21 protein-coding genes are annotated in these 21,938 nt (G+C 70.4%); 5 read left to right on the top strand and 16 right to left on the bottom strand.

All coding sequences use genetic code 11. The features are described from left to right. Window position 1: 1 nt before the first annotated feature. Entirely contained in the window at window positions 2–979 is a 978-nt protein-coding gene (gene dapA, locus HOW07_RS16260; RefSeq protein WP_064294450.1) for a 4-hydroxy-tetrahydrodipicolinate synthase, read from the bottom strand. Between the two features lie 93 nt (window positions 980–1,072). Between dapA and HOW07_RS16255 the strand changes: the two genes are divergently transcribed. From HOW07_RS16255 to HOW07_RS16240, 4 genes are all read left to right on the top strand, one after another. Then, complete coding sequence (locus HOW07_RS16255) at window positions 1,073–1,522, top strand: thioredoxin family protein (RefSeq protein WP_254628425.1); 450 nt, start codon at window positions 1,073–1,075, stop codon at window positions 1,520–1,522. Further along, on the top strand, window positions 1,519–2,019 hold the full coding sequence (locus tag HOW07_RS16250; protein ID WP_121291752.1) for a DUF4395 domain-containing protein: 501 nt from the start codon (window positions 1,519–1,521) through the stop codon (window positions 2,017–2,019). The genes HOW07_RS16255 and HOW07_RS16250 overlap by 4 nt, the downstream gene beginning before the upstream one ends. 128 nt (window positions 2,020–2,147) lie before the next feature. Beyond that, window positions 2,148–2,573: an OsmC family peroxiredoxin gene (locus HOW07_RS16245; protein ID WP_064294452.1), complete on the top strand. Its 426-nt coding sequence runs from the start codon at window positions 2,148–2,150 to the stop codon at window positions 2,571–2,573. A gap of 39 nt (window positions 2,574–2,612) precedes the next feature. After that, window positions 2,613–3,503, top strand: coding sequence for a TIGR01777 family oxidoreductase (locus HOW07_RS16240; protein ID WP_071262312.1), 891 nt, complete (start codon window positions 2,613–2,615; stop codon window positions 3,501–3,503). A gap of 23 nt (window positions 3,504–3,526) precedes the next feature. Here the strand turns inward: HOW07_RS16240 and HOW07_RS16235 are convergent, their stop codons facing one another. From HOW07_RS16235 to HOW07_RS16190, 10 genes are all read right to left on the bottom strand, one after another. Further along, complete coding sequence (locus tag HOW07_RS16235; protein WP_217485360.1) at window positions 3,527–3,949, bottom strand: hypothetical protein; 423 nt, start codon at window positions 3,947–3,949, stop codon at window positions 3,527–3,529. Between the two features lie 11 nt (window positions 3,950–3,960). After that, entirely contained in the window at window positions 3,961–4,779 is an 819-nt protein-coding gene (gene dapB, locus HOW07_RS16230; protein ID WP_175117826.1) for a 4-hydroxy-tetrahydrodipicolinate reductase, read from the bottom strand. A 46-nt stretch (window positions 4,780–4,825) separates the two neighbouring features. Further along, window positions 4,826–5,428, bottom strand: a complete 603-nt coding sequence (locus HOW07_RS16225) for a histidine phosphatase family protein (protein ID WP_071262315.1) — start codon at window positions 5,426–5,428, stop codon at window positions 4,826–4,828. Then, entirely contained in the window at window positions 5,429–6,796 is a 1,368-nt protein-coding gene (locus tag HOW07_RS16220; RefSeq protein ID WP_175117825.1) for a pitrilysin family protein, read from the bottom strand. A 70-nt stretch (window positions 6,797–6,866) separates the two neighbouring features. After that, on the bottom strand, window positions 6,867–7,946 hold the full coding sequence (locus HOW07_RS16215; RefSeq protein ID WP_079002693.1) for an aldo/keto reductase: 1,080 nt from the start codon (window positions 7,944–7,946) through the stop codon (window positions 6,867–6,869). A 171-nt stretch (window positions 7,947–8,117) separates the two neighbouring features. After that, entirely contained in the window at window positions 8,118–8,978 is an 861-nt protein-coding gene (locus tag HOW07_RS16210) for a CoA ester lyase (protein ID WP_371743700.1), read from the bottom strand. After that, window positions 8,960–9,457: a MaoC family dehydratase gene (locus tag HOW07_RS16205; RefSeq protein WP_071262384.1), complete on the bottom strand. Its 498-nt coding sequence runs from the start codon at window positions 9,455–9,457 to the stop codon at window positions 8,960–8,962. Before HOW07_RS16205 ends, HOW07_RS16210 begins: the two co-directional genes overlap by 19 nt. 7 nt (window positions 9,458–9,464) lie before the next feature. After that, entirely contained in the window at window positions 9,465–10,631 is a 1,167-nt protein-coding gene (locus HOW07_RS16200; RefSeq protein ID WP_064294458.1) for an acyl-CoA dehydrogenase family protein, read from the bottom strand. After that, window positions 10,628–12,739, bottom strand: coding sequence for a biotin carboxylase N-terminal domain-containing protein (locus tag HOW07_RS16195; protein ID WP_175117824.1), 2,112 nt, complete (start codon window positions 12,737–12,739; stop codon window positions 10,628–10,630). Before HOW07_RS16195 ends, HOW07_RS16200 begins: the two co-directional genes overlap by 4 nt. Before the next feature lie 4 nt (window positions 12,740–12,743). Beyond that, window positions 12,744–14,384: a carboxyl transferase domain-containing protein gene (locus HOW07_RS16190; RefSeq protein WP_079002695.1), complete on the bottom strand. Its 1,641-nt coding sequence runs from the start codon at window positions 14,382–14,384 to the stop codon at window positions 12,744–12,746. A 72-nt stretch (window positions 14,385–14,456) separates the two neighbouring features. Here HOW07_RS16190 and HOW07_RS16185 point away from each other — a divergent pair, with 72 nt between their 5' ends. Beyond that, window positions 14,457–15,089 (top strand): TetR/AcrR family transcriptional regulator, encoded by a 633-nt coding sequence (locus tag HOW07_RS16185; RefSeq protein WP_175117823.1) that lies wholly within the window; start codon window positions 14,457–14,459, stop codon window positions 15,087–15,089. A gap of 15 nt (window positions 15,090–15,104) precedes the next feature. Here HOW07_RS16185 and HOW07_RS16180 read toward each other — a convergent pair whose 3' ends face one another. From HOW07_RS16180 to HOW07_RS16160, 5 genes are all read right to left on the bottom strand, one after another. Continuing rightward, window positions 15,105–15,482, bottom strand: a complete 378-nt coding sequence (locus HOW07_RS16180) for a VOC family protein (RefSeq protein ID WP_064294462.1) — start codon at window positions 15,480–15,482, stop codon at window positions 15,105–15,107. Between the two features lie 118 nt (window positions 15,483–15,600). Continuing rightward, window positions 15,601–16,968: a dihydrolipoamide acetyltransferase family protein gene (locus HOW07_RS16175; protein WP_175117822.1), complete on the bottom strand. Its 1,368-nt coding sequence runs from the start codon at window positions 16,966–16,968 to the stop codon at window positions 15,601–15,603. Next, window positions 16,965–18,011, bottom strand: a complete 1,047-nt coding sequence (locus HOW07_RS16170) for an alpha-ketoacid dehydrogenase subunit beta (protein ID WP_175117821.1) — start codon at window positions 18,009–18,011, stop codon at window positions 16,965–16,967. The genes HOW07_RS16175 and HOW07_RS16170 overlap by 4 nt, the downstream gene beginning before the upstream one ends. Continuing rightward, on the bottom strand, window positions 18,008–19,156 hold the full coding sequence (gene pdhA / locus HOW07_RS16165; RefSeq protein WP_175117820.1) for a pyruvate dehydrogenase (acetyl-transferring) E1 component subunit alpha: 1,149 nt from the start codon (window positions 19,154–19,156) through the stop codon (window positions 18,008–18,010). Before pdhA ends, HOW07_RS16170 begins: the two co-directional genes overlap by 4 nt. A gap of 255 nt (window positions 19,157–19,411) precedes the next feature. Further along, complete coding sequence (locus HOW07_RS16160; protein WP_079002700.1) at window positions 19,412–21,703, bottom strand: polyribonucleotide nucleotidyltransferase; 2,292 nt, start codon at window positions 21,701–21,703, stop codon at window positions 19,412–19,414. Between the last annotated feature and the right edge of the window lie 235 nt (window positions 21,704–21,938).

Raw genomic sequence — 21,938 nt, 5'->3', positions numbered from 1 at the left:
TCTAGCGAGTCGTACCGGCGACCTTGGGCAGCGCGCCACCGGCGGCGGCGTTGCGGTCTGGCCGGAAGTTGCGGAAGTCGACGCCTGGGATGTCCTTCACCAGGTCGATCTCATCCTCGATCTGCGCGGCCTCCCACTCCTCCGGACCGACCAGCGGAAGACGCACCCGCGGGCTCTGGATCCGGCCGAGGCCGTGCAAGATGTATTTGGCGGCGACGGTGCCGGGGACGTGGGTCATGACCGCGCGCACGAGCGGCTCGAGCTGCCGGTGCGCGGCGGTCGCCGCGACGAGGTCACCGGAGTTCACCGCGTCGACCATGTGTCGGTAGGGCGTGGGCGCGATGTTGGCCGTGACGCCGATGAGGCCGGTGCCGCCGATGGCGAGCGTCGGCAGCGCGTTGGCGTCGTCGCCCGCGAAGTACATGAGGTCCGTCTGGTTCATGACCCGGCTCACCTCACTGAGGTCGCCCTTGGCGTCCTTCACCGCGAGGATGTTCGGGTGTTTGGCCGCGCGCAGGATCGTCTCGTAGGTGATGGGGATGCCGGTCCGCCCCGGGATGTCGTAGAGGATGACGGGCAGATCCGTGGAGTCGGCGATCATGCGGAAGTGGGTGAGCACGCCGGCCTGGGTGGGCTTGTTGTAGTACGGGGTGACGATCATGTTGCCGTCGGCGCCCGCCTGCTCGCTCTTCTTCGCGAGCTCGATCGCGTGGGCCGTCTCGTTGGAGCCACCACCGGTGATGATCTTCGCGCGCCCGCCCGCGACGGCCTTGCCGACCTCGACGAGCTTCACCTTCTCCGGGTCCGTCAGCGTCGACGTCTCACCCGTGGTGCCGGTGACGACGATGCCGTCGGCCCCCGCGGTCACGACGTCGTCGATGTGTCGCTCGACGGCCTTCCAGTCGACCTCGCCGTCGGCGGTGAACGGCGTCACCAGGGCGACGAGGACTTGACCGAAGGGGTTCTCTGCACGCGACACGCTCTCAGGCTATCGGGTTTCCCCCGTGCGGGTCACCATCCGCACAGGCGTCACCTCGCGTCACAGAGGCTCAGGGACCGGTACCCGGACCCTATGCTGACGGACACCATGCACCCGCCGGCCGCCCTCTCGCTGATCCTCGTCCTCGTCCTGTTCACGACGGCGGTGGGTCTGATCGTGCGTGCACGGAGCGGGCGTGCGACGCACCGCACCGACGGCGACCGCCTCTCGCCGGCGGCACTCGGGACGACCACTCCGCTCGGCCGATCGGCCACCCTGGTGCAGTTCAGCACCGAGTTCTGTGCCCTGTGCCCCGGCACCAGACGACTGCTGCACGAGCTGGCCGACGGGGAGGCGGGCGTGGGCGTCCTCGACGTCGACCTGACCCACCGTCCCGACCTCGCGGACCGCTTCGCCGTCCTGCAGACGCCCACTGTCCTCCTCCTCGACCGCGCCGGGGTCGTGCGCGGTCGGTTCTCCGGGGCCGCACGCCGTGCGGTGCTCGCCGGCGAGCTGCGATCCGTCCTCGGGAGACCGGCATGACCTCGAACCCTCCAGCAGCACAGCCGACCGGCATCGACCCGCGCAGCCCGCGGTTCGGCGCGACCGTGACCGCCGTGCTCCTCCTCGTCGCCGTCTTCCTCGCGCTGACGGCGCCGCTCGCCGACACGCCGCCAGCGCGGGCGGGCCAACCGGCCTTCGTCCTCGTCGCCGTCATCGCAGCCCTGTTCGCGTGGGGCGCGTTCGCCGGGATCCGACGCCATCCGTACGGCGTCGTCTTCCGACACCTCATCCGCCCGAGGCTCGGCCCGCCCACCGAACTCGAGGTACCTGAACCACCGACCTTCGCCCAGGGCGTCGGCCTGGTGGTGGTCGCGATCGGACTCGTGCTGCACCTCATCGGGGTGCCGGGATCCCTCGCCGTCTCCGCCGGTGCCGCGTTCGTCGCCGCCTTCCTCAACGCGGCGTTCGGGTTCTGCCTCGGCTGCCGCCTGTATGTGCTCCTCCTCCGCGCCCGTGTCGTCGGGCGACAGGCATGACGGCGGCCCGAAGCACCTGACGACACCGTTTGTCGACGGGGTGACCGTCCAGGTCGATCCGGTTAGGCTGACCCCACGAACACCAGCGCCGATGCGCTCCTGCACGGCCCGACGATGGAGGTTGCACCATGGCGGTAACAAGCGAAGCCACGACGGTTTGGAACGGCACGCTCTTCGAGGGATCGGGGCACACGAGCCTCGACACCTCCGAGGCGGCCGAGTTCGCGGTCGACTGGAAGGCACGCTCCGAGGGATCCAACACGACGACGACCCCGGAGGAACTGCTCGGGGCTGCGCACGCCTCCTGCTACTCGATGGCGTTCGCCAACGAACTCACGAGCGCCGGATTCCCGCCGGAGCGCATCCAGGCGACCGCAGCGGTCTCCTTCACCCCCGGCACCGGCATCACCGGCAGCCACCTGCTCGTCAGCGCGGTCGTCCCCGGCATCTCCGAGGCCGACTTCGAGCGCATCGCCACGGCGGCGAAGGACGGCTGCCCGGTCTCGCAGGCGCTCGCCGGCATCCCGATCACCCTCGAAGCCAGCCTCGCGTAACCACCACCGTCCAGCAGCACGACCAGGAAGGCGACGCGCATGCGCATCGTGATCGGCGGGGCCTCCGGGCTCATCGGAACGGCGCTCGGGCGCTCCCTCGAGACCGACGGCCATGAGGTCGTCCGGCTCGTACGACGTCCGGCGCGCGGTGCCGGAGAAGCGGAGTGGGATCCGCTGGCAGGAACGCTGGACCCGCGAGTCCTGAGCGGCGCCGACGCGGTCGTCAACCTCTCCGGCGCCTCCCTGGGCAAGCTGCCGTGGACGGCGGCCTACCGATCCACGATCCTCTGGTCACGACTCAGCGCCACCCGGACCCTCGTCGACGCCATGAATCGGGCGGAGCAGCCACCGGCCGCCTTCCTCAGTGGTTCGGCGGTCGGGTACTACGGCGACCGTCCCGGAGAGACCCTCACGGAGGACTCCTCCAGAGGGGCCGGATTCCTCGCCGACGTCGTCGTCGCCTGGGAGGACTCGGCGCTCGCGGCGCCCGACGCCGTCCGCACCGTGCTGCTCCGCAACGGCATCGTCGTCGACCTGGCAGGCGTGCTCAAGCCGCTGGCACCGCTCACCCGGTTCGGGGTCGCCGGGCCGCTCGGTTCGGGCCGCCAGTTCTGGCCGTGGATCGGGCTGCAGGACGAGGTCCGGGCGATCACCCACCTGCTGACCTCGACGCTCTCCGGACCGGTGAACCTGTGCGGCCCGCAGGCCGCCCGCGCCGACGACCTCATGTTCGAGCTCGCCAGACGGATGAACCGGCCCTATCTGCTGCGCGTCCCGACGTTCGCCTTGAAGGCGCTCCTCGGCGACGCCGCCGACGGACTGCTACTGAGTGATCAGCGCGTCGAACCTCGTCGGCTCTTGGACGACGGCTTCACGTTCAGCACGCCGACCGTCGAGCAGGCGTTGGCCGAAGCACTCGCCCGCGACTGAACGACGGGACGCCGCCGCTCCGGTCAGCTCCGCGAGAGCCGGATCGCCTGTCGGATGGCCTGCCGTGCGCGGCGGCGGTCTCCGGCACCGTCGTAGACGAGTCCGAGGCGGTACCAGGATCGCCAGTCGTCGGGAGCGGCCTCGGCCGCGTCGCGGTACTTCGGGAACAACTCGTCTGCGGCATCACGCATCGGCCGGCCGCTCTCGCGGGTCTCGACCTGCTCGGGCGGAAGGCCGCCCTCGGCCTCGAGGCGGACTCCGAGTCGCTCGGCGCCCAGCCCGAAGGCGATCTCGCGCCAGAGCGCCCAGACGCCGAGGATCGGCAGGACGATGAGCGCCGCACCCATGGCGATGCCGACAGGCTCACCCGTGCCGAGGAGGACGACGGCACGGTACCCGACGAGGACGATGTAGAGGACGAGCAGGGCCGCGATGACCGCGACCATGACGCGGGTCTTCACAGGGCGCTGGCCGCCGCGGCCTGGCCGGAGACGTGCTCGGGCGCCCCCTGGGCGGGCCGCCGACCCGCCGGCCCTGGGCGATCGAGTCCGAGGTCGAGCAGGCTGTCGAGACCGACGGTGACCCCCCGGGCGTCGCGGGCGGCGACGAGGGCGAGCCGGATGCCCCGCTCGTAGGATGCTGGCGAGATCGTGTCGTGCGTGATCGTGACGAGTTCGTCGACGCCACCGAACACGACCTCCTGGCGGGCGACGACGCCCTGGAGCCGCAGGCTGTGGATCGGGATGCTCGAGACCTGCTGTCCCCTCGCCCGCTGGTCGGTGTGCAGAGCGGCGACGGGCCCACGGTCGCCACGAGCGGCCATCATCAACTCGGCGGTGCGCACGGCGGTCCCGGAGGGCGAGTCCACCTTCGTGTCGCGGTGGGACTCGATGATCTCGATCGAGTCGAAGAAGCGGGCCGCGACGGTCGCGAGACTCGTCGACAGGACGGACCCCAGCGAGAAGTTGGGGATGATGACGACGCCCTGCTCGGGCAGCTCGGCGAGCCGGCGGTCGAGTCGCTGGATACGCTCGGCCGACCAGCCGCTCGTCCCGACGAGCACGTTGATCCCCTGAGCGACGGCGTGGTCGACGATCCGCTGGCTGACACCCGGGACCGTGACGTCGACGACGAGGTCCGCCTCGTCCATCTCGCTCAGCTCGCTCGAGGAACCGAGCGATGCGACCAGCTCGAAGTCGTCGAGTGAACCGATGATGCTGGTGAACAGTCGGCCCATCTTGCCGCTCGCGCCGGCCAGCGCCACTCGTGTCGTCATGCCCTCAGCTTACGTGCTGCCCGTCCGGGAGGAGGCGGGCCGCCGACTAGACGATGTGCGGCTCGGGAAGTCCCGTGCGGAGTTCCATGGGGAGGTGCGCGAGGTCGTTGTGGGTGATGAGGCTCCACGGACGCCCGGCGCGCTGGTGCAGCACCGTCAGTCCGCCGTTGGCCTGGTTGATGCTCACCCAGCGCCATGCGGGCGCCTGGAGCGCCTCGCGGACGAGCCACCCGATGACGAAGTTGTGCGTGATGAGCAGCTCGTGATGGTCACCGCGCTTCGGCGAGAGGAACTCGGCCGCGGCGTCGGCCATCTGCGCTTCGCCCGCCTCGATCTCCGCCTCGGTGATCGAACCGAAGAAGGGGTCGAACGCCGACGGCGTCTCAGGTGTGCGACCGCTCGGGACACAGTCGAAGAGCAGCGACGACGGCTCCGGTGTGACGGCCGGCATCCGCTCGGCGATGATCTGGGCGGTCTCCGCGGCACGCTGCAACGGCGAGTGCCACGCCGCGGTCATCGGGACACCGCCGAGGCGCTCCGCGAGCAGCTGCGCCTGGCGCCGACCGCGTGCCGACAGCGGTCCGTCGGGCAAGCCGTGCTCAGCGTGTTGCTGCTCGCCGTGTCTGACGAGATACAGGTAATGGGACATTCAACGCACCCCCGCGATGATCGGAGCGAAGGTGTCCTCGTCGACGGCTCCGACCGCCGACACCGTGATGGGCTGCGCGGCGAGGTGCTGCGCGAGCTGCTGGACGTCGTCCTGACCGACCGACTGCAGGCGACGGATGCTCTCGTCGAGGTCGATGAACTCGCCGAGGGTCAGCTCCGCTCGACCGAGGCGGCTCATACGCGAGTCCGAATCCTCCAGCGCCAGCGCCGAGGCGCCGCTCAGCTGCCCGAGCGCGCGCGACAACTCCTCGTCCGTCACGCCGTGCTCGGCGAGCCGGTGGAGCTCGGCGAGCATGAGTTCGGCGACGGTCGCCGCCTTCGCCGTGGAGCAGGCTGCAGCGAGGCCGAAGACGCCGGCGTCCGAGTAGCTGCCGGCGAACGAGTACACCGAGTAGGCGAGCCCGCGTCGTTCGCGGATCTCCTGGAACAGGCGGCTGGACATGCCGCCGCCGAGGATGGAGTTGAGCATGCTCATGGCGAATCGTCGCTCATCGCCTGCGATGAGGCCCGCTCCGCCGATCTGCAGGTGGACCTGCTCGGTGGGACGGTGCACGACCGAGAGGGGCGAGCCTCCGACGATGGCAGCAGGAGCGAGCGTCCGACGCGCGACCGGTGCGGCCACCGCGTCCGCCGGCCAGCCCGCTTGCACGAGCGCCTCGGACACCTGGACGACGAGCGCGTCGTGGTCGACCGCGCCGGCCGCCGTCACGATGACGTCGTTCGCGCGGTAGTTGGCCCGGTAGTGCGCCACGACGGCGTCCCGGCCGACCTCGATGATCGACTGCGGGTGACCGCCGATCGGACGCCCGAGCGGGTGCTCGCCGAGCACGCGCTCGAAGAACCGTTCGTTGGCGACGTCCCCCGGATCGTCGTCCATCATCGCGAGCTCTTCGAGGATGACGCCGCGTTCGTTCTCGAACTCCTCCGGGTCGAGCAGCGAGGAGGTGAGCATGTCGGTGATGACGTCCACCGCCATCGGCAGGTCGCGATCGCGCACCTTGGCGTAGTAGCAGGTGTGCTCCTTGGCCGTGAGCGCGTTGTGCTCGCCGCCGACGGCGTCGAAGGCGACCGCGATGTCGAGGGCGGAACGCGACGGCGTGCCCTTGAACAGGAGGTGCTCCAGGAAGTGCGTCGAGCCGAAGGTCGCCGGTCGATCAGCGGTCGCCGGTCGTTCGTCGCGGGAACCGACGGCCACCCAGTAGCCGATCGTGGCGCTGCGGCTGCCCGGCATGTGTTCACTCAGGATGCGCAGCCCGTTGGGCAGGACCGTCCGGCGGACGAGCGCGTCCCCGGATGCGGTGAACGCGAGCTCGGGACGAGTGAGCGGAAGGTCGACGGCGGCGTTCATCACCCCAACCATACGTCAGGTTCCCGGGCGTCGCGCGCGAGCGTCGGTGCACGGGCGCCCGCCGGTCGACTCAGCGCAAGCGACCCGAGACGCGGTCGAGCTCGAGGATCTGCCCACGACTCAGCCGCACGTCGGCCGCCGCGATGAGCGAGTCGACGTGAGCCGGCTGGGACGCGCTCGCGATGGGCGCGACGACGCCGGGACGTGACATGGCCCAGGCGAGCGCGGCCGAGGCGACCGTGCAACGGTTCTCCTCCGCGATCTCGTCGAGGACGTGCAGGACCCGCAGCCCACGGCGGTGGAGATGGGTCGCGGCGCGACTGCCGCGGGTGCTCGGGTCGAGGTCGGAGCGGGTGCGGTAGCGGCCCGTCAGGAACCCGTTCGCGAGGGCGAAGTAGGGCAGGACACCGAGGTGCTGGGCCGTCGCGACGAGCGCGAGGGTGCTCTCGTACGGCTCCCGGTGCATGAGGCTGTAGTGCGTCTCGAGCGCGACGAACTGGGTGAAGCCGCTCGCCGAGAGGATCCGCGCCTCCATCAGCCGCTCAGGGGTCGTGTTCGAGGTGCCGAGGTAGCGGACCTTGCCGGTCTCGATCAGCCAGTCGACCGTCCCGAGGCTGTCGGCCAACGGGATGCTCGGGTCGTCGTCGTGGAAGGACAGCAGGTCGATGTGGTCGGTCTGCAACCGTTCGAGCGCCGCCTCGACCGCACGGATGATGCTCACCGAGCCGAGACCCGGGTAGTCGGGGTGCCGGCCGATCTTCGTCGCGACGACCATGTCGTCCCGGTTGCGGCGCTTCCGCATCCAGTTGCCGATGAGGATCTCGCTGCGTCCGCCAGCGTAGCTGTCGGCGGTGTCGACCATGTTGCCGCCGGAGTCGTGGAACCGGTCGAGGATGTCCGACGTCGTGTCGGGGTCGACGGTCCAACCGAACACGCTGCCGCCGAGCACGACCGGGAAGACCGACAACTCGGAGTCGCCGATCGTGCGCCTCGGTGCCTCCGACGGCTCGGGGTCCTGGACGGGCGTCGGGAAGGACGGGTGCGGGACGAGCTGCTCGGGACGCCGACTCGCGTCGTCGTCGACGCCGTCCGCTGCTCCACCGACGAGAGAACTGCCACGGGTGCTCGACGAGCGCCAGAGGTGTGGCATCCCCTGCCCCTCTCTCGGTCCGCCGACCGGTGACGCGCTGCACCGTCGGGATCCGTGCGTGGAGCGACGGGCCGGTGCTTGCTCACCAGGCTAGAGGAGACCGGCGACTTCGGCTGGACGACATCACGACCGGGTGGCAACTGATTCGTAACGATTGCTGGAGTCGGTCGATCACCTCGGATCGACGGCCACCTCGGCACGGGCGAGCACGAGTCTCGCGTGCCGCAGGAGCGGCTCGTCGACCATGCGTCCCTCGTGCCGGAACACGCCGGCCGCTCCCGCTGCGGCGTCGAGCAGGGCCTGCGCCGCTGCCACCGATCGGGGGTCCGGGCGGTAGGCGGCGCGAACGGTCGGGACCTGTCCCGGGTGGATGCAAGCGGAGGCGATGCAGCCGACGGCGGCCGCGTCCGCCGCCTCGTCCGCGAGCCCGTCGAGATCGTCGATGTCGAGGTGGACCGCGTCGATCGCGGCCACCCCGGCGGCTCCCGCGGCGAGCAGCACCGAGGAGCGAGCCTGTCGGACGACGTCCCGGTATCGCCCGTCGGCCAGTCTGCTACTCGTGCCGCCCAGGGACGCGATGAGGTCCTCAGAGCCCCACATGAGCGCGAGGACCGCAGGATGGGCGGCCAACGCGGGTGCCTGCACGACACCGGCAGCGGTCTCGCACAGCGCGATGATCCGGACGTCCGGGATCGCGTCCACGAGCCGGTCGAGCGCCGCGGTCGTCTCCGTCTTCGCCAGCATCACCGTGCGATAGGCGGTGTCCGCGAGTGCCGCGACATCATCGTCGAAGTCGACGGTGCCAGCCGGGTCGACCCGGACGACCGTGCGTGAGGGATCGAGCGGATGGTCGATGATCGCCCGGCGGGCGGCCGGCTTGTCGGCCGGGGCCACGGCGTCCTCGAGGTCGAGGATGACGGCGTCCGCGCGCGCGGCCGCTTTCGCGAAGCGGTCGGGGCGGTCCGCCGGGACGAAGAGGATCGCCGGCCCCAGGTCGAACGCCGCGGCGCCGGTCACGATGCACCCGAGCACTGGACGAGTGTGCTCCTGGTCGCGGTCGCGACGACGACGCCGTCCTGGTTCCGACCCGTGTGGAGCAGGGTGACGACACCCTCGCCCGGCCTCGACGACGACAGCCGTTTGGCCGTCACGAGCGTCTCGGCGTACAGCGTGTCGCCGTGGTGCATCGGATTCGGGAAGGCGACGTCGGCGAAGCCCAGGTTCGCGACGATCGTCTGCTCGGTGAGCTGCGCAACCGACAGCCCCACGAGCGTCGAGAGGGTCAGCATCGAGTTCACGAGCCGTTCCCCGAAGGGCCCGGTCGCAGACCAGGCGGCATCCACGTGCAGTGATTGCCCGTTCATCGTGAGGGTCGAGAACAGGACGTTGTCGGCTTCTGTGAGGGTGCGCCCGGGGCGATGGCGGTAGGTCGCACCCACCACGAACTCCTCGAAGTACAGACCTCGCTGCTCGATCACGGGGCCGGACGACGTCTCGGACGAGTCGGTCATCATGACCTCACGACGCGAAGCCGAGTTCGCGGGCGATGATCATGAGCTGCACCTCGGTGGTGCCCTCACCGATCTCGAGGATCTTCGAGTCCCGGTAGTGCCGCGCCACCGGGTTCTCGTTGAGGAACCCGTAGCCGCCGAAGATCTGGGTCGCGTCGCGGGCGTTGTCCATCGCGGCCTCCCCGGCGACCATCTTCGCGATGGAGGCCTCCATCTTGTAGGGCGCTCCCCGGAGCATGCGCGACGCGGCGTCGTAGTATGCCTGCCTGGCGGTGTGGACCCGCGCCTGCATCTTCGCGATCCGGAAGGCGATCCACTGGTTGTCGCCGATCGCCCGACCGAACACGACCCGCTCCTTGGCGTAGCGGATCGCCTCCTCGAGGCAGCCCTGGGCTGCTCCGACGGCGAGCGCGGCCACGGCGATCCGTCCACCGTCGAGCGCGGTGAGGAAGTTGGCGTATCCGCGCCCGCGTTCGCCGAGCAGGTTGCCCTCCGGTACACGGACGTCCTCGAACCGCAGCGGGTGGGTGTCGGAGGTGTGCCAGCCGACCTTGTCGTAGGGCGGTAGCGCGGTGAAGCCCGGCGTCGGGACCGGCACGAGGATCGACGACAGCTCCTTCGTCACCCGGCCGTCGGATCGGACCCGCTCCCCCGTGACGGCCGTGACCGTCACGAGGCGGGTGATCTCGCTCCCGGAGTTGGTGATGAACTGCTTCGTGCCGTTGATCACCCACTCACCGTCGACGAGCTCGGCGGTGGTCTCCGTCGCGCCTGCATCACTGCCGGCACGCGCCTCGGTGAGACCGAAGGCGGCGAGCGCCTGCCCGCTCGCGAGCTGCGGGATCCATTCCTCGCGCTGGGCGTCGGTGCCGTACAGGTAGATCGGCATGGCTCCGAGGCCGACGCCGGCCTCGAGGGTGACGCCGATGCTCTGGTCGACGCGTCCGAGCTGCTCGACGGCGAGGCAGAGCGCGAAGTAGTCCATCCCCCCGCCGCCGAGTTCCTTCGGGAACGGCAGCCCGAAGAGTCCCAGCTCCCCCATCTGCGCGATGATGTCGTACGGCAGACGCCGTTCCGTGTCGTACTGGTAGGCGGCGGGCGCGACGACCTCGTCGGCGAACGCCTTGACCGTGTCGACGATCCGCTGGTGCTCGGGGCTGAGCTCGGTGTTCATGCTGATGCTCCGTTCGTGGGTGCTGCATCGGTTGGGGCTGCGTTCAGGTGGGCTGCGACGTGGTCTGCGGCGATCGTCGCGACCGACTGACGGGTTGCGACCGTGCCACCCGTGGAGACGTGGAGGGTGACCGTGCCGTCGGTCGTGGCGGTGAGGAGGTGCTCCATCTTCATCGCTTCGACGGTGACGAGCGGCTGACCGGCGGTGACGGCGTCGCCGCTCGTGACGTGCACCGCAGTGACGGTGCCGGGCATCGGCGTCCGCACCTCCGGATCGACCGCACCGGCCGCAGTCGGATCCCCGCCGGCTGGGAGCGCCTCACGCGGGACCACCTCGACCACACTGATGGCACCGTCGAGTGCGATCCATCGTTCGTCCCCCACACGGACGGTCTCCAGGAGGGTGCTGACACCGCCGTGCTCGAACCGCAGGGTGCCGTCCGACCGGCTGAGGACCGCGGCCCGCGTCGGTGCCGCGTCGTCGACGGAGACGCTCGCGTCGTCGCTCGAGCCGCGCACCTCGATGCGGACGATGCGTCCGTCCTCCAGTCGCAGGTGCTGTCGCGTCGGTGCTGCCGCGCCGAGGCGCCACCCACCCGGATCCGACCACGGCGTCCCGAGTCCGGCGGTCCGCGCTTCGGCCGTGCATCGCCGGTCCTCCGTTTCGGCGAGCGCCGCGGCGGTCAAGATCCGCTCGGACATCGAGTCGGACGGACGGTCGTCGAGCAGTTCGGCGATGAGACCGGTGTGCAGCCGTCCCGCGACGACGTCCTCGTCGGCGAGGAGCCGCCGGAGGAAGCCGAGGTTCGTGCGGACACCGAAGACCACCGTCGCCGCGAGCGCGGCGTCGAGTCGCCGGAGCGCGGTCCCGCGATCCTCGGCCCAGCACACGATCTTCGCGAGCATCGGGTCGTACCACGGGCCGACGAACTGCCCGGCGACGATGCCGCCGTCGACGCGGACCCCCGGCCCCTGCGGCAGACACACCCGTTCGAGCACCCCGGTCTGAGGCAGGAAGCCGCTCGACGGGTCCTCCGCGTACAGCCGCGCCTCCACCGCGTGACCACGCAGGACGACCTCCTCCTGCGTCATCGTCAGCGGTTCACCGGCGGCGACGCGCACCTGCCACTCCACGAGGTCGAGCCCCGTGACGAGCTCGGTGACCGGATGCTCCACCTGCAATCGCGTGTTCATCTCGAGGAAGGCGAACTCGTCGGGTCGGTCGTCGGCGACGAGGAACTCGACGGTCCCCACCCCTCGGTAGCCGACGCTCCGGGCGACCGTGCAGGCCGCCTCGCCGAGTCGCGCCCGCTGCCGGTCGTCGATGAGCGGCGACGGGGACTCCTCAATCACCTTCTGGTGCCGACGCTGGAGCGAGCACTCGCGCTCCCCGAGGTGCACGACCGCACCGTGGGCGTCCGCGAGCACCTGCACCTCGATGTGCCGGGGTCTCGTGACGAACCGCTCGAGGAGGAGCGTGGCGTCGCCGAAGGCCGCCTCGGCCACCCGGTGCGCGGAGGCGATGGCCGATGGGAGCTCCTCGGCGCGTTCCACCACCTGCATCCCCTTGCCGCCGCCTCCGCCCGCCGGCTTGACGATGAGCGGGAAGCCCATGGCGACGCCGGCACGGACGAGCGCGTCGTCGTCGAGCGAGGCGTCGGCGACGCCCTCGATGATCGGGACGCCTCGAGCCGCGACGTGCTCCTTCGCCCGGATCTTGTCGCCCATGAGGACCAGGGCGCGCTCGTCCGGTCCGATGAAGACGATCCCGGCAGCGGCGAGCGCCCCCGCGAGCGCGGGTTGTTCGGACAGGAAGCCGTAGCCCGGGTGCACCGCCTCGGCCCCGGTCGTGACGGCGGCCCGGACGACGGCGTCGACATCGAGATAGCTGTCCGAGGCCGGCGCGGGTCCCAGGCGGACGGCGCGGTCCGCGAGCCGGACATGCGGGGCGTCGCGGTCGGCGTCGCTGAAGACCGCGATGCTCTCGATGTCCATCGCTGTGAGCGTGCGGATGACGCGACAGGCGATCTCGCCGCGGTTCGCGACGAGGACGGAGCGGAAGGGACGCGCGGATGCCTGGCCCGGCCGGTTCGGTGTCTGGATCGTCATGCCGTCACATCCTGAAGAGGCCGAAGCCGGGTTCCGGCAGTGGCGCGCGGGAGCACACCTCGAGCGCGAGTCCGAGGACCGTGCGGGTCCGGGCGGGATCGATGATGCCGTCGTCCCAGAGCCGCGCGGTCGAGTAGTACGGATTGCCCTGCTCCTCGAAGTCGGCGAGGATCGGCGCCCGGAAGTCATCCTCAGCCTGGGCGGTCCACGCCTCACCTCGGGCCTCGAGCTGGTCGCGCTTGACGGTCGCGAGGACACTCGCCGCCTGCTGTCCCCCCATGACGGAGATGCGCGCGCCCGGCCACATCCAGAGGAAGCGGGGGTCGTAGGCCCGGCCGCACATGGAGTAGTTGCCGGCGCCGAACGAACCGCCGATCACGACCGTCAGCTTCGGCACCCGGGTGGTCGCGACCGCGGTGACCATCTTCGCGCCGTGCTTGGCGATGCCTCCGGCCTCGGCGTCACTGCCGACCATGAAGCCCGAGATGTTCTGGAGGAACAGCAACGGGATGCCGCGCTGGTCGGCGAGCTCGATGAAGTGGGCGCCCTTCAGGGCCGACTCGCTGAAGAGGACGCCGTTGTTCGCGATGATGCCGACGGGGTGCCCGTGCAGCCTCGCGAACCCGGTCACGAGGGTGTCGCCGTACTCCCGCTTGAACTCCGAGAAGTCGCTGCCGTCGACGAGCCGCGCGATCACCTCACGGACGTCGTAGGCCGTCTGCAGCTCCGCCGGGACGACGCCGTACAGCTCCGCCTCCGGGACGACCGGCGGCACGCTCGGATGCACCTCCCACGCGCGCGAGTGGGGCGCCGGCAGCGTCGCGACCGCATCCCGGAGGATGTCGAGCGCGTGCGCGTCGTCGTCGGCGAGATGGTCGGTGACCCCCGACACCCGGGCGTGGAGGTCGCCGCCGCCGAGCTGCTCCGGCGTCACGACCTCGCCGATCGCGGCCTTCACGAGGGGTGGACCGCCCAGGAAGATCGTGCCCTGACCGCGCACGATGACGTTCTCGTCGCTCATGGCGGGGACGTACGCGCCGCCGGCGGTGCAGGACCCGAGCACGGCGGCGAGTTGCGGGATGCCGGCCGCCGACATCCTGGCCTGGTTGAAGAAGATCCGGCCGAAGTGGTCCCGATCGGGGAAGACCTCGTCCTGCGTCGGGAGGTTCGCTCCCCCGGAGTCGACGAGGTACAGGCAGGGCAGCCGGTTCGCGGCCGCGATCTCCTGGGCCCGGAGGTGCTTCTTCACCGTCATCGGGAAGTACGAGCCACCCTTCGCGGTCGCGTCGTTCGACACGACGAGCACGTGTCGTCCGTGGACGAGGCCGATCCCGGCGATGACCCCGGCGCCGGGGGTCGCGTCGTCGTACATGCCGTGCGCGGCCAGGGGCGCGATCTCCAGGAAGGGGCTCCCCTCGTCGAGCACGCGGTCGACCCGATCGCGTGGCAGCAGCTTCCCCCGGGCGACGTGCCGCACCCGCGACGCTTCCGGTCCGCCCTTGGCCGCGGTCGCCATCGTCTGCTCGAGCACCGTCACGAGCGCCCGCTGCGCAGCCTCCTGCTCGCGGAATCGGGCTGAGGTGGGATCGGCACCGCTCGTGAGGGTGGGCACTCGGGCTCCTGTCGTCGTCGACCGTGAGTGCATTCAGTTACTCATCACTCACTGAAAGAGAGGTTACAGTTCATTAACTGAAAAAGTCCACCCCGAGGAGATCCGATGACCGGTCGTGACACACCGTCCCCGAACCCACCGCACCTCGGGCGCTCGGAGGCGAAAGCGGCACGTCGCTCGGCCCTCCTGCGGTCAGCGGCCGGACTGTTCGCCGAGCGCGGCTTCGCCGGGGTGTCGATGGAGGACCTCGGAACGGCCGTCGGCATGAGCGGGCCCGCCGTCTACCGCCACTTCCCGAGCAAGCAGGCCGTCCTCGCAGCACTCCTCGTCGGCGTCAGTCAGGATCTGCTGGACGGCGGGACCCGCGAGGTCGAGCAGGCTCCGGACAGCGACCGGGCGCTGCGTTCGCTGGTCACCTTCCACGTGGCCTTCGCCCTCGACGACCCCGACGTGATCCGCATCCAGGACCACGACCTCGACAGCCTGGCACCGGACGACCGCCGCGCGGTCCGCACCCTGCAGCGGCGGTACGTCGAGCGGTGGGTGGACGTCCTCACGACGCTGCATCCCACGATCCCCACGGCGGAACTGCGGGTCCGCGCGCTCGCGGGTTTCGGACTGATCAACTCCACGTCCCACAGCACCTCCCGCGGCAGGAACGAGGCCGGGACACCCGACCGCGAGGCGGTGCGCTCGACGCTCGAGCGGATGGCACTGGCCGCCCTGCTCGCCGAGTGAGGATGCGGGACGGGTTCAGTCGACGAGCACGGACAGGACGTTCCCCGCTGGATCGGTGAACCAGGCGATGTCCGGGCCGTTCCCGCGCATGATCCCCTTCGCGTCCGTCGGCAGGACGTCGTCGGGGTAGAGCTTCGTCACCACACCGCGCGCCTGCAGCTCGTCGACCGCCGTGTCGATGTCGTCGACCACGAGGTTCAGCACCGTGAACGAGGCCGGCGTGTGGTCCGGCTTGCCGTAGACGAGCACCGACCCGCCGGCGGGCAGCGCCACGTCCAGGAATCCCATGGCGTTGTCGGTGACCGTGAGACCGAGGACGTCCCGGTAGAACGTCCTCGCCGCGTCGATGTCGTCGACCGAGAACCCGCTGAAGACATCCGTGTACGTGACCATGAGCCGCTCCCTCGCTGATTCCCGATGCGTACACGATGCACGATGCCACGTCGCGGTCGTCGCGTCCAGGCCCGAACGGCCGCCGGGGCGGGTGAGCGCGAGGGCCTGGACTCGACGATCACACCATCGTCAGGACCATCGCCGGATCCGACAGCATCGTCCCGAGATCGACGAGGAACCGGGACCCCTGCTCTCCGTCGATGAGTCGATGGTCGAACGACAGCGACAGCGTCACGACGTGTCGCAGCGCGACCTGCCCCTCGAACTCCCACGGCCGGCGACGGACGGCACCGAGCGCGATGATCGCCGCCTCACCGGGGTTGAGGATGGGCGTCCCCGCGTCGACGCCGAAGACGCCGACGTTGGAGATCGTGATCGTCCCCCCTCGCAGTTCCGCCGGAGCGGTGCGTCCCTCGCGGGCCGTGCGGACGAGGTCCGCCACGGCGTCCGCGAGTTCGAACAGGCTGAGCTCCTCCGCCCGTGCGATGTTCGGGACGAGGAGTCCCCGCGGCGTCGCTGCGGCGATCCCGAGTCCGACGTGCCCGTACTCGACGATCTCCCCGGCAGCCTCGTCCCAGCTCGCGTTGACCGCGGGGGTGCGTCTCACGGCGATGCACACCGCCTTGGCGAGGACGGTCAGGATGTTGACCCGGTGGTCCCCGGTCCGAGGCGAGCGGGCGAGCGCGTCCAGCAGCGACATCGTCGGCGTCACGTCGACCGTCAGGAACTCCGTCACGTGGGGAGCCGTGAACGCACTGCTCACCATCGCCTCGGCGGTGCGGCGCCTGACCCCCGTGATCGGCCGACGCACCGACCCGTCGGCCGCCGTGGCCGCCGTGGCCGGCGTCGCTGGGGTCCCGGCCGGCGCCGCTCCCGCTCCGCGAGCACGCTCCGGCAGCCGCCCACTCGGGCCGGTCGCAGCGCGCTCGACCTCCTCACGCGCGATCCGACCACAGACGCCGGTGCCGACGAGCGTTCCGAGGTCGACGCCGAGATCACGGGCGAGTCGCCGGACCGGTGGTGTCGCGCGAGGCCGGGAACGCTCCGGCACCGGGGCGGTGTGCGCCGGTACGGTGTGCGCCGGGGCAGGTGTGTCATCGTCGCCGGACCGCGCACGGCGCCGTGGCCGTTCACCGCTCGCCGTGCGAGGGCCGTAGCCGACGAGGACCGGCTCGCGGTCCGCCGCCCCACTCGGGCGGTCGACCTCCGCCCGGTCAGCCTCGGGGACCGACGGGGACGGAGCGGTCTCCCCATCGGGCGCGAAATCGACGAGCGCCTCGCCGACGAGGACCGTCGTCCCCGGTTCGACGTGGAGCCTCGTGACCACGCCGGCGGTCGGCGCGGGCAGTTCGACGAGCGCCTTCGCGGTCTCGACCTCGGCGATCACCTGGTTGAGCTCGACGTGGTCGCCGACGGCGACGCGCCAGGACACGAGTTCGCTCTCGGTCAGACCTTCACCGAGATCGGGCAGGGAGAACCGCTTCATCGCCGTCCCTCCCCACCGGTCACCGGCCGGGCCTCGGCCCTGCCCGCGGCCGAGGCGGAGGACCGACGCCCCAGTGCGCGATCGACCCCGTCCAGGATCCGGTCGAGGTCCGGCAGGAAATGGTCCTCGAGCGCCGACGCGGGATAGGGCGTGTCGAACCCCGTCACCCGCACCGGGGCCTCTTCGAGGAGGTCGAAGCAGCGTTCGGTGATCGAGGCCGCCAACTCGGCGCCGATCCCTCCGGAACGCTGCGCCTCGTGCGTGATGACGAGTCGCCCGGTCTTCTCGACCGAGGCGGCGATGGCGTCGACGTCGAGAGGTGCGAGGGATCGGAGGTCGATCACCTCCAGGTCGACACCCTCGTCGGCCGCGGCCTCCGCAGCCTCGTGCGCCGTCTGGACGAGCGGACCGTAGGCGACCAACGTCGCGTCCGTGCCGGCGCGAACCGTCCGCGCACGGGTGAACGCGAGCGGATCGGCTGGGAGGTCGTCGAGCACCTCGCCCTTCGTCCAGTACCGCCGCTTCGGTTCGAAGAACAGCACCGGGTCGTCGCACGCGATCGCCTGACGGATCATCGTGTGCGCGTCCTGGGGGTCGGAGCACGTCACCACGCGCAGTCCCGCGGTGTGCGCGAAGTACGCCTCCGGGGACTCGGAGTGGTGCTCGACGGCGCCGATGCCCCCGCCGTACGGCACGCGGATGGTGACCGGCATGCGGACGGCCCCCTTCGTCCGGTAGTGCAGCTTCGCCAACTGCGCGACGATCTGGTCGAAGCCCGGATAGATGAACCCGTCGAACTGGATCTCGCACACCGGGCGGAAGCCTCGGAAGGCCAGGCCGATCGCCGCTCCGATGATCGCGGACTCCGCCAGCGGCATGTCGACGACGCGATCGGCACCGAACTCAGCCTGGAGGCCGTCGGTCACCCGGAACACCCCACCGAGTCGGCCGATGTCCTCGCCGAGCAGCAGGACCCGGTCGTCGTCGGCGAGGGCGTGGTGCAGTCCGGCGTTGATCGCCTTGCTGAGGGTGAGCGTGGTCATCGGGCACCACCGTCGAACATCGCGAGGTACGAGCGGTACTCCTCGCGTTGCCGTTCGAGCCCGGGATGGGCGGTGGCGTAGACCTCGTCGAAGAGTGAGAGCGGGTCAGGGGCAGGCAAGGCGAGGCACCCCGCACGGACCCGGGCGGCCGCGGCGTCGGCGACGGACGCGACGTGGGCTCGGGCGGTCTCGTCGAGGGCCCCCTCGGACTCCAGCAGACGCTCGAGCCGGGCGATCGGATCCTTCGCACGCCACGACACGACCTCGCTCTCGTCCCGGTACCGCGTCGGATCGTCCGAGGTGGTGTGCGGCCCCATGCGGTAGGTGACGGCCTCGATGAAGGTCGGCCCACCACCGGACCGTGCGCGGTCGACGGCGATCCGCATCGCCGCCGTCACGGCGAGCACGTCGTTGCCGTCGACCCGCATGCTCGGCACCCCGAAGCCCGGTGCCCGGTCCGCGATCGGGCGCTGAGCCTGCAGCCCGACGGGCTCGGAGATCGCGTACTGGTTGTTCTGGCAGAAGAAGACCACGGGTGCCTGGAAACTCGCGGCCAGCACCAGCGCCTCGTTCACGTCGCCCTGACTCGTCGCCCCATCGCCGAAGTAGGCCACGGCCACCGCGTCGGACCCGTCGCGCTGACAGCCCATCGCGTAGCCCGTCGCATGGAGCGTCTGGGCACCGATGATGACCGCCGGCGTCGCCATGCCGACCGCGAACGGGTCCCAGCCCGACAGCGCGGTCCCCCGCCACATCGCCATCAGTTGGTCGAGTTCGACGCCACGGCAGTACGCCACGGCCTGTTCGCGGTAGCTCGTGAAGACGAAGTCCCCGCGCCGCAGGACCCGCGCCGACCCCACCTGGGCGGCCTCCTGCCCGAGCGACGGCGGCCACAGACCGATCTCGCCCTGCCGTTGCAGAGCCGTCGCCTCCGTGTCGATGCGTCGTGCGACGACCATGTCCTCGTAGAGCGCGAGCAGCTCGGCGTGACCGAGGTCGGCGACGAAGAGGTCGTACAGGGCGTCCTCCTGGCGGACGCCGTCCGGATCGAGGAGCTGGACGCACCCGTGGTCGACCGGGACCGGTTCGCGTGCATCACCGCCCCGCTCGTCGGAATCCTGCGGGAATTGGGTGTGAGTCTCCATCGACACGATGCACGCCGCCTTGAGTTCGGTGACCTCACGGCGGTGCCTCGTGAGCGATGCCGTGCCCTCGCGTCGTCGCGAGGTGGTCCGAGGCTACGCCGGATCACCCTTGCGTTCAACCGTCGACACTCCGCGCAACGGCGAACGCCCGCCCCGCGGAAGCGGGACGGGCGTTCGGATGCAGCCTGCGGCTTAGCCCTCGGCCGGGGCCTGCTCTGGAGTCCCCTCCCGAGCAAACGACCGTTCGACCGAGATCTAGCCTTCGGCCGGGGCCTCAGGGCCCTCGCTGGCAGCGTCGCTGCCGTGCGTGTCTGCCTCATCGGCGACGACCGGAGCGAGCGAGAGCTTGCCGCGGTCGTCGATCTTCGTGATCTCGACGAGGATCTTCTGGCCGACGCCGAGCACGTCTTCGACGTTCTCCACACGCTTGCCACCGGCGAGCTTGCGGACCTCGGAGATGTGCAGCAGGCCGTCCTTGCCCGGGAGCAGCGAGACGAACGCACCGAACGCGGCGATCTTGACGACGGTTCCGAGGAACTGCTCGCCGACCTCCGGGTTGGTGGGGTTCGCGATCGCGTTGACCTGGGCACGAGCGGCCTCGGCCGACGGGCCGTCGACGGCGCCGATGTAGACGGTGCCGTCCTCCTCGATGGAGATGTCGGCGCCGGTCTCGTCCTGGATCGAGTTGATCGTCTTGCCCTTCGGGCCGATCAGCTCGCCGATCTTGTCGACGGGGATCTGGACGCTGATGACGCGAGGTGCGGTCGGCGCCATCTCGTCGGGAGCGTCGATCGCCGCGTTCAGCACGGAGAGGATCGTCGTGCGGGCGTCCTTGGCCTGCTGGAGCGCACCGGTCAGGACCGAGGTCGGGATGCCGTCGAGCTTCGTGTCGAGCTGGATGGCCGTGACGAACTCGGAGGTACCGGCGACCTTGAAGTCCATGTCGCCCAGGGCGTCTTCGGCGCCGAGGATGTCGGTGAGCGCCGCGTAGCGGGTCTCACCGTCGACGACGTCGGAGATGAGGCCCATGGCGATACCGGCGACGGGTGCGCGGAGCGGCACACCGGCGTTCAGCAGCGACAGGGTCGAGGCGCAGACGGAACCCATCGAGGTCGAACCGTTGGACCCGAGGGCCTCGGAGACCTGACGGATCGCGTAGGGGAACTCCTCGCGGCTCGGCAGCACCGGCACGAGGGCGCGCTCGGCGAGGAAGCCGTGCCCGATCTCGCGACGCTTCGGCGAACCGACCCGGCCGGTCTCACCGGTCGAGTAGGGCGGGAAGTTGTAGTGGTGCAGGTAGCGCTTCTTCGTGACGGGCGACAGCGAGTCGATCTGCTGCTCCATCTTGAGCATGTTCAGCGTGGTGACACCCAGGATCTGGGTCTCGCCGCGCTGGAAGATCGCGGAACCGTGGACGCGCGGGATGACCTGCACCTCCGCGTCGAGCGGACGGATGTCGGTCAGGCCACGGCCGTCGATGCGGATGCCCTCGCGGAGGACACGGCCGCGCATGACGACCTTCGAGACGGACTTGTACGCCGCCGAGAACTGCGTGAGCACCTCGGCGTCGAGCGAACCGGCCTCGACGCGCTCGGTGATCTCCGCCTTGACGCGGTCCTTGAGGGCGTCGTCGGCGTTCTGGCGCTCGATCTTGTCGGCGATCTGGTAGACGTTCACCAGTTCGTCGTGCGCGAGACCGGCGACGGTGTCGTAGGTCTCCTGCGTGTACGGGAGGAACACGGGGTAGGCCGCGATCTCCTTGGCCGCCTGAGCGGCGAGTTCGCTCTGCGCCTTGACGAGCTGCTTGAGGAACGGCTTGGAGGCCTCGAGACCGGCCGCGACGACCGCCTCGTCGGGCTTCGTGGCGCCGCCCTTGATGAGGTTCCAGCTGTTCTCGGTGGCCTCGGCCTCGACCATCATGATCGCGACGTCTTCGTTGCCGTTGGCGTCGGTCACGATGCGACCGGCGACGATGATGTCGAAGACGGCCTCCTCGAGCTGGTCGACCTTCGGGAAGGCGACCCACTGGTCGGCCTCGCCGGCCTGCCCGGGGATCAGCGCGAGACGGACGGCGCCGATCGGACCGGAGAACGGCAGACCCGAGATCTGGGTGGACATCGACGCCGCGTTGATCGCGAGGGCGTCGTAGAACTCACCCGGAGCGATCGAGAGGACGGTGATGACGATCTGGACCTCGTTGCGGAGGCCGGTGACGAACGACGGGCGCAGCGGCCGGTCGATGAGGCGGCAGACGAGGATCGCCTCGGTCGAGGGGCGGCCCTCACGACGGAAGAACGAACCGGGGATCTTGCCGGCGGCGTAGGAGCGCTCCTCGACGTCCACCGTGAGGGGGAAGAAGTCGAAGTTGTCCTTGGGGTGCTTTCCGGCCGAGGTGGCCGAGAGGAGCATGGTCTCCTCGTCGAGGTACGCGGCGATCGCGCCCTGGGCCTGCTGCGCGAGGCGGCCGGCTTCGAACCGGACCGTGCGCTTGCCGAACTTGCCGTTGTCGAGAACGGCCTCGGCGAACTTGATTTCTGGACCTTCCACAGGTCTCTCCTTCGTACGTGTGCGCTCCCGTCGAGTGACGGGCCGCGCGTCCCGAATGGACGCGCCGTCGAGCGCGGTCGTGCATGATGCAGCGCGCAACACAGCCGCAGTACTTGCTCAAGCCGCCCGGTCTTCCGGGACTTGGCTGGCCACCAGTAGAACACCACCCGCGGATCGCGAGGGATACACCACCGAGGACCAGCTTCCTGTCGGCTGGCTGTGCGCGGAGCGGACC

The sequence above is a fragment of the Plantibacter sp. MCCC 1A11337 genome (assembly GCF_013349365.1).
In the GTDB taxonomy this organism is placed as follows: domain Bacteria; phylum Actinomycetota; class Actinomycetes; order Actinomycetales; family Microbacteriaceae; genus Plantibacter; species Plantibacter flavus_A.
The sequence above is the reverse complement of the archived record's forward strand: the minus strand, read 5'-3'. Positions and strand labels throughout refer to the sequence as shown.